Below are 15,508 nucleotides of genomic sequence, written 5' to 3' on the forward strand. Positions count from 1 at the left end.
GCCGCGCGTGGCGGCGCGGCCGCGCCGACCGGGTCAAGGGCGCTGGGTCGCCGCCGCTGCGAGGGCGGGGAGCACCGTGCCGATCCGGTCACGCAGCACCACGTCGGACACCGCGTCGTAGGGCGTCGGCTCTGCGTTGACGATGACCAGGCACGCACCGCTGTCAACAGCGATCTCGACCAGGCCCGCGACCGGGTGCACCGCAAGGGAGGTGCCGACCGCCATGAACACGTCGCACTCCCGCGCCGCCGCGACGGCGGCCTCCAGGACGTCGGCGCGCAGCCGCTGCCCGAAGGAGATCGTGTCGGTCTTCTGGATGCCGCGGCAGCGCACGCAGCGCGGGTCGGATTCATCGTCGAGCCGCTCCAGCACCTCGGCGGTCGGTGTGCGCAGCCCGCAGGCCATGCACACGACCCAGTGGAGGGTGCCGTGCACCTCCAGGACGTGCTCCGGGTCGGTGCCGGCCCGCTGGTGCAGGCCGTCGATGTTCTGGGTGGCGATCGCGCGCAGCCGCCCCGCGGCGTCCAGGTCGGCCAGTGCCCGGTGCGCGGCGTTGGGTTCGGCGGTCCAGGCCGGATGCCGCAGGCGCAGCTGCCACACCCGGCGCCGCACGTCGACGTCCGACATGTAGGTGTCGAGCTCGAACAGCGCGGCCGCAGCGGGGTCCTCCGTCCACACGCCCTGCGGGCCGCGGAAGTCCGGGATCCCGGACTCGGTGGAGATGCCCGCGCCGGTGAGGACGGTGATCGCGTCGGCGCCGGCCAGCAGCGCCTCGGCGTCGGCGAACGGGGGTGTGGCGGGCATCCTCGACCTCATCATCTCCGCGGCTGCGCTGGACGGCCGCACCGGCGGCCCGGCCGCCCATTGTCGCAGTCCCGCACGGCCACCACCCCGCTGGCGCACGACCGCCATCCCGGTGCGGCGGCGCCGGTGTCGCACCGGGGTGGCGCCGCGTCCGCTCCGGCACGCGGCGCGGCCCTGAAACACGCGGCGCCGATCCGCGGCGGGGGTATGCGCAGAGCCAGGTGAAAAGTGCCAAAATCGGCTTACTCATGAAACAGTCGCCGTACATCCTCGTCGTGAACGGGGCCAAGGTCCGCCGCCCCGTTTTCGTGCTCGGAGCACCCCACTCCGGCGTGGGGCTGCTGGCCCACGCGCTGAGCCGGTCGCCCGGGTTCCACCTGACCACCGGGCACGAGGGCGTGCTGCGCGCCGTCTACGCCGTGGCGCGCCGGCCGTCGGTCGCCGAGGGCAAGGCCACGGGCGCCGCCAGCCTGCTCCGCGACGCGTTCGCCGAGGCGTGGCACCTGACCCCGCACACCTGCCCCCGCTGCGGCGCCGGTCCGCGCTCCGCGCGCGAGAGCGCCGGACCCTGCCCGCACGCCGGGGAGGTCGAGCACTACGGCGACGCGAGCCCCGACCTGCTCTACAGCGCCGCAGCACTCGACACCGCCTTCGACAACGCGGCGTTCGTGCAGATCATCCGGGACGGCCGCGACGTCGTCGCCGACATGCTCGACGACGAGCAGACCCTCGCCTGGTTCCGCCCCGGCATGGCCAACCTGGACCAGGAGCTGCCCAACCCGTTCTTCGGGATCGAGGACGAGGACGAGCGGCGCGCGTACCGCACGATGAGCATGGCCGCGAAGTGCGCGCTGCGGTGGCGCAGCGCCGTGCGGCTCTCGGCGCGGCTGCGCGGCACGCTCGGCGCCGATCGGCTCAAGACGCTCCGCTATGAGGACGTGTGCGGCGACGAGGTGCGAGCGGCCGAGGAGCTGCGGGAGTTCACCGGGGCGCGGGTGTCCGCCGTGGAACTGATGCGGACGGAGTCGCCGGGCATCGGCTCCTGGCGGTCGCGGCTCAGCGCCGAGCAGGGCGACGACGTCCTCGCGTCCGCCCGCCCGGAACTGGAGCGGCTGGGCTACCTCCGACCCGCGTGACCGCGCCCGCGGCCCCGGCCGCGCGTGGGGGCGCGGCCGGGGCCGCGGTGGGGGCGCCGACCCGGTGGGGCGGGCCGGCGCTGCTCAGAACTCCCGGTAGGGCAGGAACTTGCCGTTGAGGGTGAGGACGACGCGGTCGCCCTTGGGGTCCTCGACGCGTTGGAAGTCCATCTCGAAGTCGATGGCGCTCATGATCCCGTCGCCGAACTCCTCGCGGATGAGCTCGCTGACCGCACCGCCGTAGACCTGCACGATCTCTTCCAGCCGGTAGACGATGGGCTCGGAGGTGTCGACGGCGTCCGCTCCGCGCTCCGGGGGGAGTTGCAGCGCCTCGACGATCACGTCGTCCAGGTCGAGGAGGCGGCCTGCCGCCTCGGCCTGGGCGCTGTCGACCGGGTGCCGGCCGAGCAGCGCCGCTGTGGTCCAGACCTTGGAGCGCCCCAGTTCGGCGGCGATGGCGGCCCAGGTGATGCCCTTGCGGCGTTTGGCGTCGAGGACCGCTTCGGCGGCGTGGCGCCTGCCGACGGGGTCGATGCGGGTGAACGTCACGTTCGCCTCCGTGGACTCGCGTTCGGCGCCGTCACAGACGACGACGAGTACCATGCATACAGTATTCGCATGCCTCCCCCAATGGGAACCCCGCACCCAATGCCATTGACGCCGCGGATGCGTTTTCACGCCCCTGGCGCCCCGGGGTGAAGGGGGTGTCCGGCACGCCCCTGGCGCGCCCGCTTCGCGAGGTACCGCGCGGCGGCAGCCTCTGACTCCACCTTCGCGCGGAGCGGCGGCCTGCGACGCCGCGGGGGTGAAGGGCGGCCATGGAACCGAGTGCGATCGCCGATGTTCCGGGAGAGTGCCGGGGCGGTCCGGTTGGATAGGCTCTTGGCCATGGTCGATCCGCTGCCCGCTGCCGGTGCGCTTCCGGACGCCGGGCCGCACGGCGGCCGGTGGGAGCCCGTCACCGGCGGCGAATCCGGGGCGCACGTCTTCCGCTCCGCCGACGGCACCCGCTACGCCAAGTGCGTTCCCGCCGCCGACGCGGCCGACCTCGCCGGTGAACGGGACCGGGTGGCCTGGCTCGCCGCGCAGGGCGTGCCGGGTGCGCGCGTCCTCGACTGGCACGCCACCGGAGCCGACGCCTGCCTTGTGACCAGTGCTGTTGTGGGTGTCCCCGCCGATCGGCTGCCCGCCCCGGCGTTGGACACCGCGTGGCCGCGGATCGCGGACGCCGTGCGCCGCCTGCACGACCTGCCCGTCCACGAGTGCCCGTTCTCGTACGGCCTCGCCGACATGGTCGCCACCGCGCGCGACGTCGTCGCGCGCGGAGCGGTCCACCCGGAGTTCCTGCCGGTCGAGCAGCAGCGGACGCCGCCGGAGGAGCTGCTCGCCCGCATCGAGCCGCAGGTGCCGCACCGCCTCGCGCAGGAGACCGCCGAATCCGTCGTCGGCCACGGCGACCTCTGCCTGCCCAACATCATCCTCGACCCGGCGACCCTGGAGGTCGCGGGATTCATCGACCTCGGCCGCCTCGGGCGCGCCGACCCCTACGCCGACCTCGCGCTCCTCTTCGCCACCGCCAGGGAGGCGTGGGCCGACGACCACCGTGCCGCGGCGGCGGAAGGCGCCTTCGCCGACCTGTACGGCATCGACCTCGACCGGGACCGCGAGCGGTTCTACCTCCACCTCGACCCGCTCACCTGGGGGTGAGGGTGCCGCGCGGCGCCGGTGCCGCACCGCGGAGCGCAGGGCGCCGGTGCCGCACCGCGGAGCGCACGGCGCCCCGGCCGTGGTACCGCACCGCCGACCGCACGGCGCCCCGGTGCCGATCGTCCTGCTACCCCGAAGCGGTGCAGCACCGCGACGTGTTCATGTGGAGTTCGGTGTTCTCACGGGCACGTGGTGGGGTCCCTCGGGGCCCACGCCGCGGGAGCAGTCCATGCGCGAGCCCTCGCCGGACAGTCCACGCCCACGCCGGGGACTGCGGCGCCCCACCCGACCGCCCTCGGAGGCGAGAGCCCCCCGCCCGACGACGCCCGGGAGCCAGAGCGCCCCTGGCCCCCCAGGGCAGCTGCGGGGCAGGGCGCTCCCGGCACCCCGCCAACCGAGTGCACCGAATTGAAAAGGAATGCGGCGAACGAAGGAGACCGCGGCGGTGCCCGGATGGCGGGCAGGCGTCAAAGCGCGCCCGCACCTTGGCCAAGCGCTAGAGGCCGGGCTCGGCGCCGGGGAGGTGCGCGCCGTGCTCGACGGCGACGCCTACGGTGCCACCGTCCGTTCCGGCGAGCGGGACGCCGCCGGGCTCGGCGTCACCGGCGTGCCGTCCCTTGTCATCGGCGGAGGGCCGCCGTTGTCCGCCGTCCAGCCCCCGGAGGCGCTGACGCGCCTGCTGAAGCGGGCCGTCCGTGCAGAGGGCGCGGTCGGCGGGGCGTGAACACGTGCGGGCTGCGCGGGCCGCGCGGTCGGGCACGCGGCGCGGTCCCGGACGTGCGCGGCCGGGCCGTCACTCCGGTGCGCCACCGGGCCGTCACTCCCGTGCGCGGCCGGGCCGTCACTCCCGTAAGTCGGCGCCCGTGTCAACGCCTGTATCGGCGCCGATCCAGGCGCGGACGGTGCGCCAGGACGGGTGGGCGGGGTCGATGATGGCGAAGTGGTCCAGGCCGGGGACCTCGGCGAAGTCCACGGGGTCGCCTGCTGCGCGGGCCGCCCGCACGTAGGCCCTGCTCTGCTCGACGGGGACCCGCTGGTCGGCGTCGCCGTGCACGACGAGCTGCGCGACGCCGAATGGGAGCCGGTGCAGCGGGGAGGTGTGCCGGTACAGCTCCGCCGCGGGGTCGGCGCCGAGGAAGTCGGCCACCGCACCCTCCCCCAGCCCCTGCTCCGCGCTCGCGCGCAGGTCGGTGACCGGGGCGAGGAGGACCGCCCCCGCCGCGTCGATCCCGCTGTCGCGCATCGCGAGGAGGGCGAGCTGCGCGCCGACGGAATGCCCGATGAGCACGACGCGCCGCCGCCCGGCGGCGCCGCCGGGGTCTGCGGCACGGTTCCCGGCGGGGCCGTCCGCTGCGTCGCCCGTGGGTCCGGCGACGCTCAGGGCCAGGGCGCGCGCGGCGTCGTCCAGGGTCTGCCGCCAGATGCCGCGCTCGGCGCCGGTGCGCCGGTACTCGATGCCGCACACCGCCCACCCCGCCGCGCCCAGGTCGGCGGCGATGGGGTCCATCAGCCCGGCGCCGTGGATGTCGCGCCACCACCCGCCGTGCACCAGCACCGCCAGCGGCGCGCCGGAGTGGGCGCCCGGCGTGGCGTGCACGACCTGGCTCGGGTGCGCGCCGTAGCGGAGCACGGTGGACCGGTGTCCGCCGCTGTCGTCGCTGTCGTCGTCGTGTGCGGTCACGGCCGCCACCTCCGGTGTGCTGTCCGCCGGTCGTCGCCGCGCACGATGTCGAGCCGGGGGCGCGGATCGTCGGCGCGGCCGGTCTGCGGCCGGCGACTGCCCGCCCGGTACGGGACCGGCCAGGACGCCCCGGGGCCGCTGTAGCCCTGCTCGGCCGCAGCGTGCAGGGTCCACTGCGGATCGTAGAGGTGCGGGCGGCCCAGCGCGCAGAGGTCGGCGCGCCCGGCGAGGATCAGCGAGTTGACGTCGTCGTGCGAGGAGATCGCGCCGACCGCGATGACGGGCACCCCCGCCTCGGCGCGGATCCGGTCGGCGAAGGGGGTCTGGTAGCTGCGCCCGTAGGCGGGGCGCTCGTCCGGGGTGACCTGGCCGGTGGACACGTCGATCGCGTCGGCGCCCGCCGCTGCGAAGGCGCGCGCGATGCGCACCGCGTCCTCGCCCGTGGTGCCGTCCGCGACCCAGTCGGTGGCCGAGATCCGCACGGTCATCGGCCGCTCGGCCGGCCATTCGGCGCGCACCGCGGCGAACACCTCCAGCGGGTAGCGCAGCCGGGCGCCGAGGTCGCCGCCGTAGCGGTCGGTGCGCAGGTTCGTCACCGGGGAGAGGAAGGACGACAGCAGGTATCCGTGCGCGCAGTGGAGTTCCAGCAAGTCGAATCCTGCGTCGCGGGCGCGGCGGGCGGCAGCGGCGAACTCCTCGGTGATGGCCGCGAGTTCGGCGGTGTCCAGGGCGTGCGGGACCTGGTTCACGCCCTCCTTGTAGGGCAGCGCCGACGGCGCGACGACCGGCCAGTTGCCGTCGGCCAGCGGCTCGTCCATGCCCTCCCACATCAGCCTGGTGGACCCCTTGCGTCCGGAGTGGCCGAGCTGGACGCCGATCGCTGCCTCGCCGTGCTCGTGTGCGAAGGCGACGATCCGCTGCCACGCGTCGCGCTGCCCGTCGGTGTACAGCCCTGTGCAGCCGGGGGTGATGCGGCCGGTCGGGCTGACGCACACCATCTCGGTCATGACCAGGGCCGCGCCGCCGAGCGCCTTGGAGCCGAGGTGGACGAGGTGGAAGTCGCCCGGCACGCCGTCCTGGGCGGAGTACATGTCCATGGCCGAGACGACGACCCGGTTGCGCAGCTCCAGGCCGCGCAGCCGGAACGGGTGGAACATGGGCGGCCGGGGCTCCGCGGGGGCGCCGCCGGCGTGCCGGGCGAACCAGGCGTCGGCGCGCTCGACGAACTCGGGGTCGCGCAGCCGCAGGTTGTCGTAGGTGACGCGGCGGCTGCGGGTGAGGATGTTGAACGCGAACTGCTCGGGCGGCTGGGCGCGGTAGCGGCCGATGTCCTCGAACCATTCCAGGCTGGCCTGCGCGGCCCGCTGCGTGCTGGCGACGACGGGGCGGCGCTCCTCCTCATAGGCAGCCAGCGCCGCCGCGACTCCCCCGCCGCTGTCCTCGTGCAGGCAGGCCGCCAGCGCGAGCGCGTCCTCCATGGCCAGCTTGGTGCCCGACCCGATGGAGAAGTGGGCGGTGTGCGCCGCGTCGCCGAGCAGGACGACGTTGCCGCGGCGCCAGGTGCGGTTGCGCACCGTGGTGAACGCGATCCAGCGGGGGTTGTCGGCGATGAGCCGGTGGCCGCCGAGGACGTCGGCGAACAGCTTCTCGCACGCCGCCACGGGGTCGGCGGTGTCGAGCCCGGCGGCGGACCACACCCGTTCGTGCATCTCGGCGATGAAGGTGCTGCGGGTCGCCGAGTACGGGTAGCCGTGGACCTGCATGACCCCGTGCGGGGTGTCGACGATGTGGAACTTGAACGCGTCGAAGACCAGGTCGGTGCCGAACCAGATGTAGGTGCAGTGGCGCCGCTCCAGGTCGGTGCCGAAGTCCGCGGCGTGCGCGGTCCGGGTGGCGCTGTTGACGCCGTCGGCGGCGACGACCAGGTCGTGGTGGGGCGCCAGCGCGTCCGCCGGGGGTGCCTCGGTGCCGAACCGCAGGTCGACGCCGAGGTCGCGGCAGCGGTCGTGCAGGATCCGCAGCAGTGTGCGCCGGTCGACGGCGGAGAACCCGTGCCCGCCGGAGGTGACGACCTGCCCGGCGTAGTGGATGTCGATGTCGTCCCAGCGGGCGAACGCCCGCGACAGCTCCGCGTAGACCTCCGGGTCGGCGTGCTCGATGCCGCCGAGGGTCTCGTCGGAGAGCACCACCCCGAAGCCGAAAGTGTCGCCGACGGCGTTGCGCTCGTAGACCGTGACCTCGTGCCGCGGGTCGAGCTGCTTCATCAGCGCGGCGAAGTACAGCCCGCCGGGGCCGCCGCCGATGCAGGCGATGCGCATGGCCTGCCGCCCTTCTGCCGATAGCGGTGTCGTGCCGTGCCCGCTGCTCACCCGGTCTCGCGCAGTTTGTACCGCTGCAACTTGCCGGTCTCGGTGCGCGGCAGCGCCGCGAGGAACTCCACGGCGCGGGGGGTCTTGTACGGCGCCACCTCCGCCTTCACGAAGTCCTTGAGGTGCTGCGCCGTCGCGTCGCTCTGCTCGGTGCCGTCGGTGAGGACGACGAACGCCTTGACGATCTGGCCGCGGTCCTCGTCGGCGACCCCCACGACGGCGACCTCCTCGACCTCGGGCGCGCGGGCCAGCACCTCCTCGACCTCCATCGCGGCGATGTTGTACCCGGCGGAAATGATCATGTCGTCGGAGCGCGAGCGGTACCAGAGGTAGCCGTCGGCGTCGCGGACGTAGGTGTCGCCGGTGATGTTCCAGCCGTGCCGGACGTAGTCGCGCTGGCGGTCGTCGGCGAGGTAGCGGCAGCCCACCGGCCCGCGCACGGCGAGCAGCCCCGGTTCCCCGTCGGGCATGGGGCTGCCGTCGGCGGCGAGGACGTCGGCGGTGAACCCGGGGACGGCGACCCCGGTGGCGCCGGGTCGGATGGCGTCGTCGGCGGCCGAGACGAAGATGTGCAGCATCTCGGTGGCGCCGATGCCGTCGATGATCCGCACACCGGTCGCGTCGAACCACGCCCGCCACACCCGCGCGGGCAGATGCTCGCCCGCCGACACGCAGCGGCGCGCCCGCGCCAGGTCGTGGGTCCCCGCGTGGGCGAGCATCGCCCGGTAGGCGGTGGGAGCGGTGAACACCACGGTCGCGCCGTCGGCGTCGATGGCGCGCGCCAGCCGCTCCGGCCCGGCCTTCTCCAGCAGCAGGGTCGCCGCCCCGGCCCGCATCGGGAAGATGAGCAGCCCGCCCAGGCCGAAGGTGAACGCGAACGGGGGGCTGCCGGCGAACACGTCGTCCGGCTCGGGGCGCAGCACGTGCGCCGAGAACGTGTCGGCGATGGCGAGGACGTCGCGGTGGAAGTGCATGCAGCCCTTGGGGCGGCCGGTGGTGCCGGAGGTGAAGGCGATCAGGGCGACGTCGTCGGCCGCCGTCGCGACGGCGGCGAACGCCCCCGGGCTCGCGGCGGCGCGGTGGACGAGGTCGCCCGGCTCCCCGCCGCCGTAGCGGGCGATGACGGTGCGGGCGCCGAGGTCGGCCGCTGTCGCGTCGGCGGCGGTCTCCAGGTCGGCCGCCGACCGGACCTCGCATACGGCGTGCGAGACCCGCGCCGCGCGCAGGATGGTGGCCAGCTCGCCGCTGCGCAGCATGGGCAGCACCGTGACGACCACGCCGCCGGCCTTCAGGATCGCCAGCCAGTACACCGCCAGCCACGGGGCGTTGGGGCCGCGCAGCAGCACCCGGTTGCCGGGCCGCACCCCGTACTCCTCGACCAGCACGCGCGCCGCGGCGTCGACGCGGCCGCGCAGCTCGCCGTAGGTCCAGGACTCGTCCTCGCCGCGCACGCACAGGCGGTCGGCGCCGAACCGGGCGATGGTGGCGTCGAGCAGCTCGGCCGCGCAGTTCAACCGGTCGGGGTAAGCGAGTTCGGGCAGGTCGAAGCGGATCTTCGGCCACTGCTCGGCGGGTGGGAGGTGGTCGCGGGCGAAGGTGTCCTCGTGTGCTGACGGTGACAGGGACTGCTGCATCGCGGTGCTCCTCGTCCGGGGCGTTGGTCGGTGGTCGCGCGGTCAGCGGAGCAGCTCTCTCGCGATGATGCCGAGCTGCACTTCGGACGCGCCCTCGTAGATGCGGGTGGCGCGGACGTCGCGGTAGAGGTGTTCGAGCAGGTGGCCGCGTTGCAGTGCCCGCGCGCCGTGGATCTGGACCGCGGAGTCGACGACCGACTGCGCGGTCTCGGTGGCGAAGAGCTTCGCCATGGCGGCCTTGGCGGTGACGGAGCGCGGTTCGGCGCCGTCGTCGTATGCGCTCGCCGCCGACCGGACGAGCAGTCGGGCGGCCTCGATGCGGGTGGCCATGTCGGCGAGGGTGTGGGCGACGGTCTGCTGCTCGGTCAGCGGGCCGCCGAACGCGTGCCGGGTGCGGGCGTGCTCACGGGCCGCGTCGAGTGCCGCCTGCGCCATGCCCACCGCGAACGCCCCGACACTGGGCCGGAACAGGTCGAGTGTGCGCATGGCGACGGCGAAGCCGCGGCCGACGTCGCCGAGCAGGTCGGACGCGTCGACCGGGACGCCGTCGAAGTCCAGGGTGCCCAGCGCGTGCGGCGCCAGCATGTCGAGCGGGGTGCCGGACAGCCCGGGGCGGTCGGCCGGCACCAGGAACGCCGACACGCCGCGCGCGCCCGGTTCGGCACCGGTGCGCGCGAAGACCACGGCGAAGTCGGAGTCGGGGGCGTTGGAGATCCAGGTCTTCTGCCCGTTGAGCCGCCACCCGCCGCCGGGGGCGGGGTCGGCGCTGAGCCGCAGCGCCGCGGCGTCGGACCCCGCATCGGGCTCGCTCAGCGCGAACGCCGCGATGGCGCCGCCCTCGGCGACCGCGGGGACCCAGCGGGCGATCTGCTCCTCGGTGCCGGATTGCAGGATCGGGTAGGTGCCGAGCCCTTGCAGCGCGAGGGCGGTCTCGGCCTCGGTGCTGACGCGGGCGATCTCCTCGCGCAGCAGGCACAGGCTCATCGCCGCGGCCTGCCCGGTGGGGCGCCCTTCGACGGCGCCGGGGAACAAGGGGGCGAGCAGCCCGAGGCCGCCGAGCCGGCGCACGAGCGCGCGGTCGACCCGTCCCGTGGGCGGGGGCGCGGAGCCCAGTTCGCGCTCGGCGGTGGCGCGCACCCACGCCGCGAAGTCACGCTGCCCGGCACTGAGCGAGAAGGCCACCGCCGACCACCCCCTCTCGGATGCCTCCGAATATACAGAGTTGGTGACGACCGTCAAGACTCCGATACTCGCGGCGCGTATCTGCCATGCATCTGCCAGTGGCGCGCATCTGCCATCAGGGCACGGAGCCGTGGGCCCCGGAGCTGTGGACCCCGGAGCCGCCGCGCCGTGGGCCGGAGCCGCCGCGGCCGAAGCGCACAGGGGCGACGGTCACCGGTCCCCGCCTGGGCACCCTCGGCACCCCGGGGCCGATGAGTTTCGCGATCGCGATCAGTCAGCAGGCGCGGAGACACGACAGCAAGTGGAGACACCACAGCAAGAAGACCGGAGCCCGGAGGTATCACCCATGCGCGACCTGGTGATCACGCAGAACGTCACCCTCGATGGAGCCGTGGAGATGCTCGACGACTGGTTCGACCCACTCGCGGAGGACAAGGAGCTGACCGAGGAGATGAACCGGCAGGACGAGCACTGCGATGCCGTGCTCTTCGGCCGACGGACCTTCACCGACATGCGCGGGTTCTGGCCGCAGCAGACCGCCGACACCACCGGTGTCACCGAGTACCTCAACCGGACCCGGAAGTACGTCTTCAGCTCGACGCTCGTCGACCCGGAGTGGCAGCACACGACGATCCTGTCCGGCGACCCGGTCGCAGAGGTACGCCGGCTCAAGGAGCAGCCGGGCAGGACCATCGCGCTGACCGGCAGTATCACGCTGGCGTACCCGCTGATCGAGGCGGGACTGGTCGACGAGTACCGGATGTTCACGTACCCGGTCGTCCAGGGCCGCGGCCGCCGCTTCTATCCCGACGGCTACACCGTTCCACGGCTGCGGCTGCTAAGGGCCGCGTCATTCGCGTCCGGCGTGACGTACACGGCGTACGCCCCCGTGGTCTGAGCCGGCGGGGCCGGCGGCGCGCGGCGGCATCGCGGCGACACCGCGGCCGCGATCCCGGAGCCCGCTCCGCACTGCCGGGCGACCGCACGGCGGGCAGTGCCCGCTCCGCGGCCCGGAGATCCGCGCAACGAACGGCATCCCGTGCGCGATACCGCTCCCGGTTGAGTACCCGTACTCATGCCGTCGGCCGGGGCCGGGCGGTGCAATGGGGGTATGAGCGCGACACATCCCCCTGCGTCCCACCGGATCGACTGGGCCACGCTCCCCGCCATCGGCACCCTGCTCGCCGTGCCGACCTTCGGCACCCTGCTCCTCATGTACGGCGCCGCCCGCGGCCCGTGCGGGGCCGCCGACTGCCCCGACACCCCCGCGCCGCTCCTCGTGGTCCTCATGGTCCTGAACCTGCTGGTGCCGGTCGCGCTGTGGGCCTGGCCCCGGCACCGCGCCTACGACGCCGCGCGCCGCGCGGCCTTCGCCGCGGCGATGCTGCTCGTTGTCGCGAGCGTCTACGGACCGGCCCTGCTCTGACGGGGCTGCCCGTTCGGGCCGGGACGCGCGGGGCTCCCGCATGCTTCGCACCGCACGCACCCCGACCGGGGCGCCTACGACCGGGCGGGGGCGCCCGCGGCTTGAGGGGTCCCGCGGCTTGAGGGGTCCCGCGGCTTGAGGGGTCCCGCGGCTTGAGGGGTCCCGCGGCTTGAGGGGTCCCGCGGCGCGGCCGCACGTCACACCGCCGCCGCCCGGGCCGCTCGCCCCTCGCTGGGGTGCCGAGGGTCCGCGGCGGCCGACCTGCGGGCGCGGGATCCGCGCCGGGGCCGGGGATCTCGCGATCCGACGGCGCGCGGGCACGGCATAGGGTCGGCAGGGCGTCAGCCCGCCTCCCCCGAAAGGACCGTCCGCCCATGCCGCATCCCGAGGTCGCCTTCCAGCTGCCCTGCCGACTCCCCCTGTCAGAACTCGTGTCGCTGGCCCGGCAGGCCGAGCAAGCCGGATTCGACGAGGTGTGGGCGGTCGAGGACTGCTTCTACGCCGGCGGGATCGCCACCACCGCGTCGGTGCTCGCCTCGACCGAGCGCGTGCGGGTCGGGATCGGCATCCTGCCCGCGGTGGCGCGCAACCCGGCGTTCACGGCCATGGAGCTGGCCGCGGTCGCCGAACTGCACCCCGGCCGCCTCGTCGCGGGGATCGGGCACGGTGTGCCCGGCTGGATGCGCCAGGTCGGCGCGGCGCCCGACTCCTTCCTCACCGCGCTGGGCGAGACCCTCGACGCGGTCCGGCGGCTGCTGCATGGCGAGACGGTGACCGTCGAGGGCGCGCACGTCCGCCTCGACGGGGTCCGGCTGGAGTTCCCGCCGCCGGTGGTGCCGCAGATCCTCGCGGGGGTCCGCCGCCCCAAGTCGCTCGCTGTGTCCGGCCGCCACGCCGACGGCACCCTGCTGGCCGAGCCCGCCACCCCCGAGTACATCGCGGCCGCCCGCCGCAGCATCGACGAGGGGCGCGGCGACGTCGGCCGCGCGGGCCACAGGGTCACCGCCTACACCTGGTTCCACGTCGCCGAGGACGCCGCGAAGGCGCGCGACGCCCTCCGCCCGGAGATCGCCAGGATCGTCGCCCAACCCGCCTGGGGGGTGCACCTGACCCCGCTCGACTTCGCGGCGGAGCTCGGCGCCTTGGCGGAGCTACCGGTGGACGAGCGCGCCGCGGCGCTGCGCGACGAGTGGATCGACGCCCTCGCCGTCGTCGGCACCCCCGCCGACTGCGCCCGCCGCCTCGGCGAACTCCACGCGGCAGGGGCCGACGGCATCGTCCTGTGCCCGCCGGTCGAGATCGAGGATCAGCTGCGCCTGGCCGCCGAACACGTCCTGCCGCTGGTCCGCTCCTGAGGAGGAGTACGTCCGTTCGGCCGTTCGGCCGTTCGACGGTCCCCGCAGGCGGACGGCCGGCCCGCGGTCCAGCGGTGAAAACTCGTGGCACGCCCCGATCCGAACGGTCTAGAGTCGGCCGCGTCCCCGGCGACGTGGAGGCACCCCCATGCGGCTGGCCGAAGCGCTCGCGCGCCGGTCCTACCTGACGGCGCGAATGGCCGATCTGCGCAAGCGCGCCGTCGACAACGCGCAGCATCAGGAGGACACCGAACCCGCCGAGGACCCCGCCGAGCTCCGGGCCGAGCACGACACGCTCGCCGCGGAGTTCGCGGACCTGGCGAACCGGATCAACGCCACCAATCTCGCCACCGGGTTCGGCCCCGGGACCACCGTCACCGCCGCCCTCGCAAGGCGCGACTCCCTGCGGCTGCGGCACCGGCTCCTCACCGAGCTGGCCACGGCTGCGGCCGAGCAGCCCAACCTCTACAGCCGCAGCGAGATCCGCCAGCTCCCCTCGGTGGACGTCCGCCAGGTGCGCCGCGACGCCGACTCCCTCGCCATGGAGCTGCGCGAACTGGACTCCCGCCTCCAGGAGCTCAACTGGACCACGGACCTCGTCCCATGACCCCCATACGAGCGAAGGGCTGAGCGGCGGGCTGAACGGAGGGCTGAACGGAAAGCGACGACGCCGAGCAGGTAGGCACGGTTCCCCGAGGGCGAGCACCGAACCCTCCAGCGCCGCCGGGTGAAGCGCGGCGCACGCGACAGGGCCGATGGGCCGGCCCGGTACCGGTACCGGTACCGGTTACATGGCAGCCCATCACCGCGCACATGCGCACCCTGCATTGCGCACACCGCATCACCAGGTGCTGACTCGGGTCCGTGCCGAGGGCGGGAAAGGGGACCCGGCGTCGCTGTGCCGAGCAGAGTGCGCGGTGGGCAACAACAGCACCACAGGCAGCGGAGGGCTGGGCCCGGCGGCATCGAACCCGCTATCTGAGATCGGTCCGTCCGCTGGGCGGCCTTCTCGCCGAGCCGCGTACGGGTGATCTACGGGAAGAGCAGCAACGACGGCGGGCGGAGGGCCAGGCCCGGCGAGATCGAGCCGGGTGCACGGTGGGCGGCAGCAGCAACGGCGGCGGCGAGGGGTCGGGCTCCGGTTGCCTCGGTCGGGGTGCGCGGGGGCCGGGGCAGCGATGGCCGGTGGGTGTCGGGGGGCGCGGTCGGCGGCGGGGCCTCTCGGGGCCACCCGCACGCATGCGCGTCCCTCCGCAGCGAAAAGCACGGCTACCTGCGCAGAGCCCCACCCGCACAGGGCGATTGGCGGTGAATGCCCCTTCTGACAGCGTGGTTCCCGGCGAAGAGGCGCCGATTCGGGCCCCGCACCAAGATCATGTCCATCATGCGAACGAGTGATCGGCCGAGACCGCCGTCACGCGCCCGGATTGCGGTGTGGTGTCCGGTTTTTGCGGGTGGTGTGGGCCTGCGGGTGGCGGGATGCCCACCCAGACGTCATACGGGTGACGTCTGGGTTGACCCTCTCATCGAGTTCTCACGATGCGAGACACCCGGGATGGCGGGGTGCCGGACCCGGGCAGCTGACCTGCGCTTCTGCGCAGGACGATGCGCCCGCCCACCCAACGCCGTCGACCCAACGGCAACGACGGCATGCTCACGCACCCACCGACCCGGGCACCAGAAGGACTGCCGCTACGCGGCACCGCACGGAAACGGCCACGGGCACCCGGAGGCGAGACCGCCCCCGAAGCAAGGCGCCCGCGGGCAAGGGCGTCCGTGACCCCAAGGGAACAGGAGCCAGGCTGCCGGAAAGCCTGCGCAGCAGCGACGGCCGACACACATCCCGCACTGCGACCGCCGGGCCCGGCACCGCACGGAACCCACCGCAACCACACCCGGGCGCCCCACCACACCACCCCGGTCGCGCGCTCAGTACGTGGCGAGCCCTGGCGTCCAACCCCGGCGTCTGCTTCGGCCGTCGCTGCTGCGCAGGCTCCCCGGCAGCCCAGCCCAGGTCCGCTGGGGGCAAGGACGCTCTCGGCACCCACCCCCCGCACACCTCAGCCGATCCAACCGCGCCCCGACCACCCGCCGCAGTCGGCGCTACTTGTGACCACCGACCACCCGCGCGCGGACCAGCGAGAAGGCCGCCCCTCCGACGGACCGACCCCCGCGCGCACCGCCCGATCCGCCAGGGCCGCCAGGGCCGCGCCC

The 15,508-nt window shown here is 74.4% G+C and carries 13 protein-coding genes; 7 read left to right on the forward strand and 6 right to left on the reverse strand.

Annotated features, from left to right (window positions below; all coding sequences use genetic code 11):
* Positions 1–33: 33 nt before the first annotated feature.
* Complete coding sequence (locus tag CLV63_RS04635; RefSeq protein ID WP_394339742.1) at positions 34–816, reverse strand: SIR2 family NAD-dependent protein deacylase; 783 nt, start codon at positions 814–816, stop codon at positions 34–36.
* A gap of 236 nt (positions 817–1,052) precedes the next feature.
* Between CLV63_RS04635 and CLV63_RS04640 the strand changes: the two genes are divergently transcribed.
* A complete protein-coding gene (locus CLV63_RS04640; RefSeq protein ID WP_106581596.1) occupies positions 1,053–1,940 on the forward strand; it encodes a sulfotransferase in 888 nt (295 codons plus the stop codon).
* An 84-nt stretch (positions 1,941–2,024) separates the two neighbouring features.
* On the opposite strand, the gene cynS is transcribed toward CLV63_RS04640, so the two are convergent.
* A complete protein-coding gene (gene cynS / locus CLV63_RS04645) occupies positions 2,025–2,543 on the reverse strand; it encodes a cyanase (protein ID WP_106581597.1) in 519 nt (172 codons plus the stop codon).
* Positions 2,544–2,828: 285 nt separating this feature from the next.
* On the opposite strand from cynS, the gene CLV63_RS04650 reads away from it, so the two are divergent.
* Both CLV63_RS04650 and CLV63_RS04655 read left to right on the forward strand, forming a co-directional pair.
* Positions 2,829–3,647, forward strand: a complete 819-nt coding sequence (locus CLV63_RS04650; RefSeq protein WP_106581598.1) for an APH(3'') family aminoglycoside O-phosphotransferase — start codon at positions 2,829–2,831, stop codon at positions 3,645–3,647.
* 418 nt (positions 3,648–4,065) lie between these two features.
* On the forward strand, positions 4,066–4,371 hold the full coding sequence (locus tag CLV63_RS04655) for a DsbA family protein (protein ID WP_106581599.1): 306 nt from the start codon (positions 4,066–4,068) through the stop codon (positions 4,369–4,371).
* Positions 4,372–4,488: 117 nt separating this feature from the next.
* Here the strand turns inward: CLV63_RS04655 and CLV63_RS04660 are convergent, their stop codons facing one another.
* The 4 genes from CLV63_RS04660 to CLV63_RS04675 are packed head-to-tail and all read right to left on the reverse strand — an operon-like array spanning position 4,489 to position 10,513.
* Complete coding sequence (locus tag CLV63_RS04660; protein ID WP_245928577.1) at positions 4,489–5,328, reverse strand: alpha/beta hydrolase family protein; 840 nt, start codon at positions 5,326–5,328, stop codon at positions 4,489–4,491.
* Entirely contained in the window at positions 5,325–7,646 is a 2,322-nt protein-coding gene (locus tag CLV63_RS04665; RefSeq protein WP_106581600.1) for a bifunctional salicylyl-CoA 5-hydroxylase/oxidoreductase, read from the reverse strand. Before CLV63_RS04665 ends, CLV63_RS04660 begins: the two co-directional genes overlap by 4 nt.
* Positions 7,647–7,693: 47 nt before the next feature.
* Complete coding sequence (locus tag CLV63_RS04670; protein WP_106581601.1) at positions 7,694–9,331, reverse strand: AMP-binding protein; 1,638 nt, start codon at positions 9,329–9,331, stop codon at positions 7,694–7,696.
* 42 nt (positions 9,332–9,373) lie between these two features.
* Positions 9,374–10,513 carry an acyl-CoA dehydrogenase family protein gene (locus CLV63_RS04675; RefSeq protein WP_106581602.1) on the reverse strand — a complete coding sequence of 380 codons (1,140 nt, stop codon included), beginning with the start codon at positions 10,511–10,513 and terminating at the stop codon, positions 9,374–9,376.
* Positions 10,514–10,859: 346 nt separating this feature from the next.
* Between CLV63_RS04675 and CLV63_RS04680 the strand changes: the two genes are divergently transcribed.
* The 4 genes from CLV63_RS04680 to CLV63_RS04695 all read left to right on the forward strand — a co-directional run bounded on the left by CLV63_RS04680 (position 10,860) and on the right by CLV63_RS04695 (position 13,901).
* Entirely contained in the window at positions 10,860–11,411 is a 552-nt protein-coding gene (locus CLV63_RS04680; protein WP_106581603.1) for a dihydrofolate reductase family protein, read from the forward strand.
* A 213-nt stretch (positions 11,412–11,624) separates the two neighbouring features.
* Positions 11,625–11,939 carry a hypothetical protein gene (locus CLV63_RS04685; RefSeq protein WP_106581604.1) on the forward strand — a complete coding sequence of 105 codons (315 nt, stop codon included), beginning with the start codon at positions 11,625–11,627 and terminating at the stop codon, positions 11,937–11,939.
* Positions 11,940–12,313: 374 nt separating this feature from the next.
* On the forward strand, positions 12,314–13,294 hold the full coding sequence (locus CLV63_RS04690; RefSeq protein ID WP_106581605.1) for an LLM class flavin-dependent oxidoreductase: 981 nt from the start codon (positions 12,314–12,316) through the stop codon (positions 13,292–13,294).
* Positions 13,295–13,442: 148 nt separating this feature from the next.
* Positions 13,443–13,901, forward strand: a complete 459-nt coding sequence (locus CLV63_RS04695; protein ID WP_106581606.1) for a DIP1984 family protein — start codon at positions 13,443–13,445, stop codon at positions 13,899–13,901.
* The last annotated feature ends 1,607 nt before the right edge of the window (positions 13,902–15,508 follow it).

It is taken from the genome of Murinocardiopsis flavida (assembly GCF_003014485.1).
Lineage (GTDB): Bacteria > Actinomycetota > Actinomycetes > Streptosporangiales > Streptosporangiaceae > Murinocardiopsis > Murinocardiopsis flavida.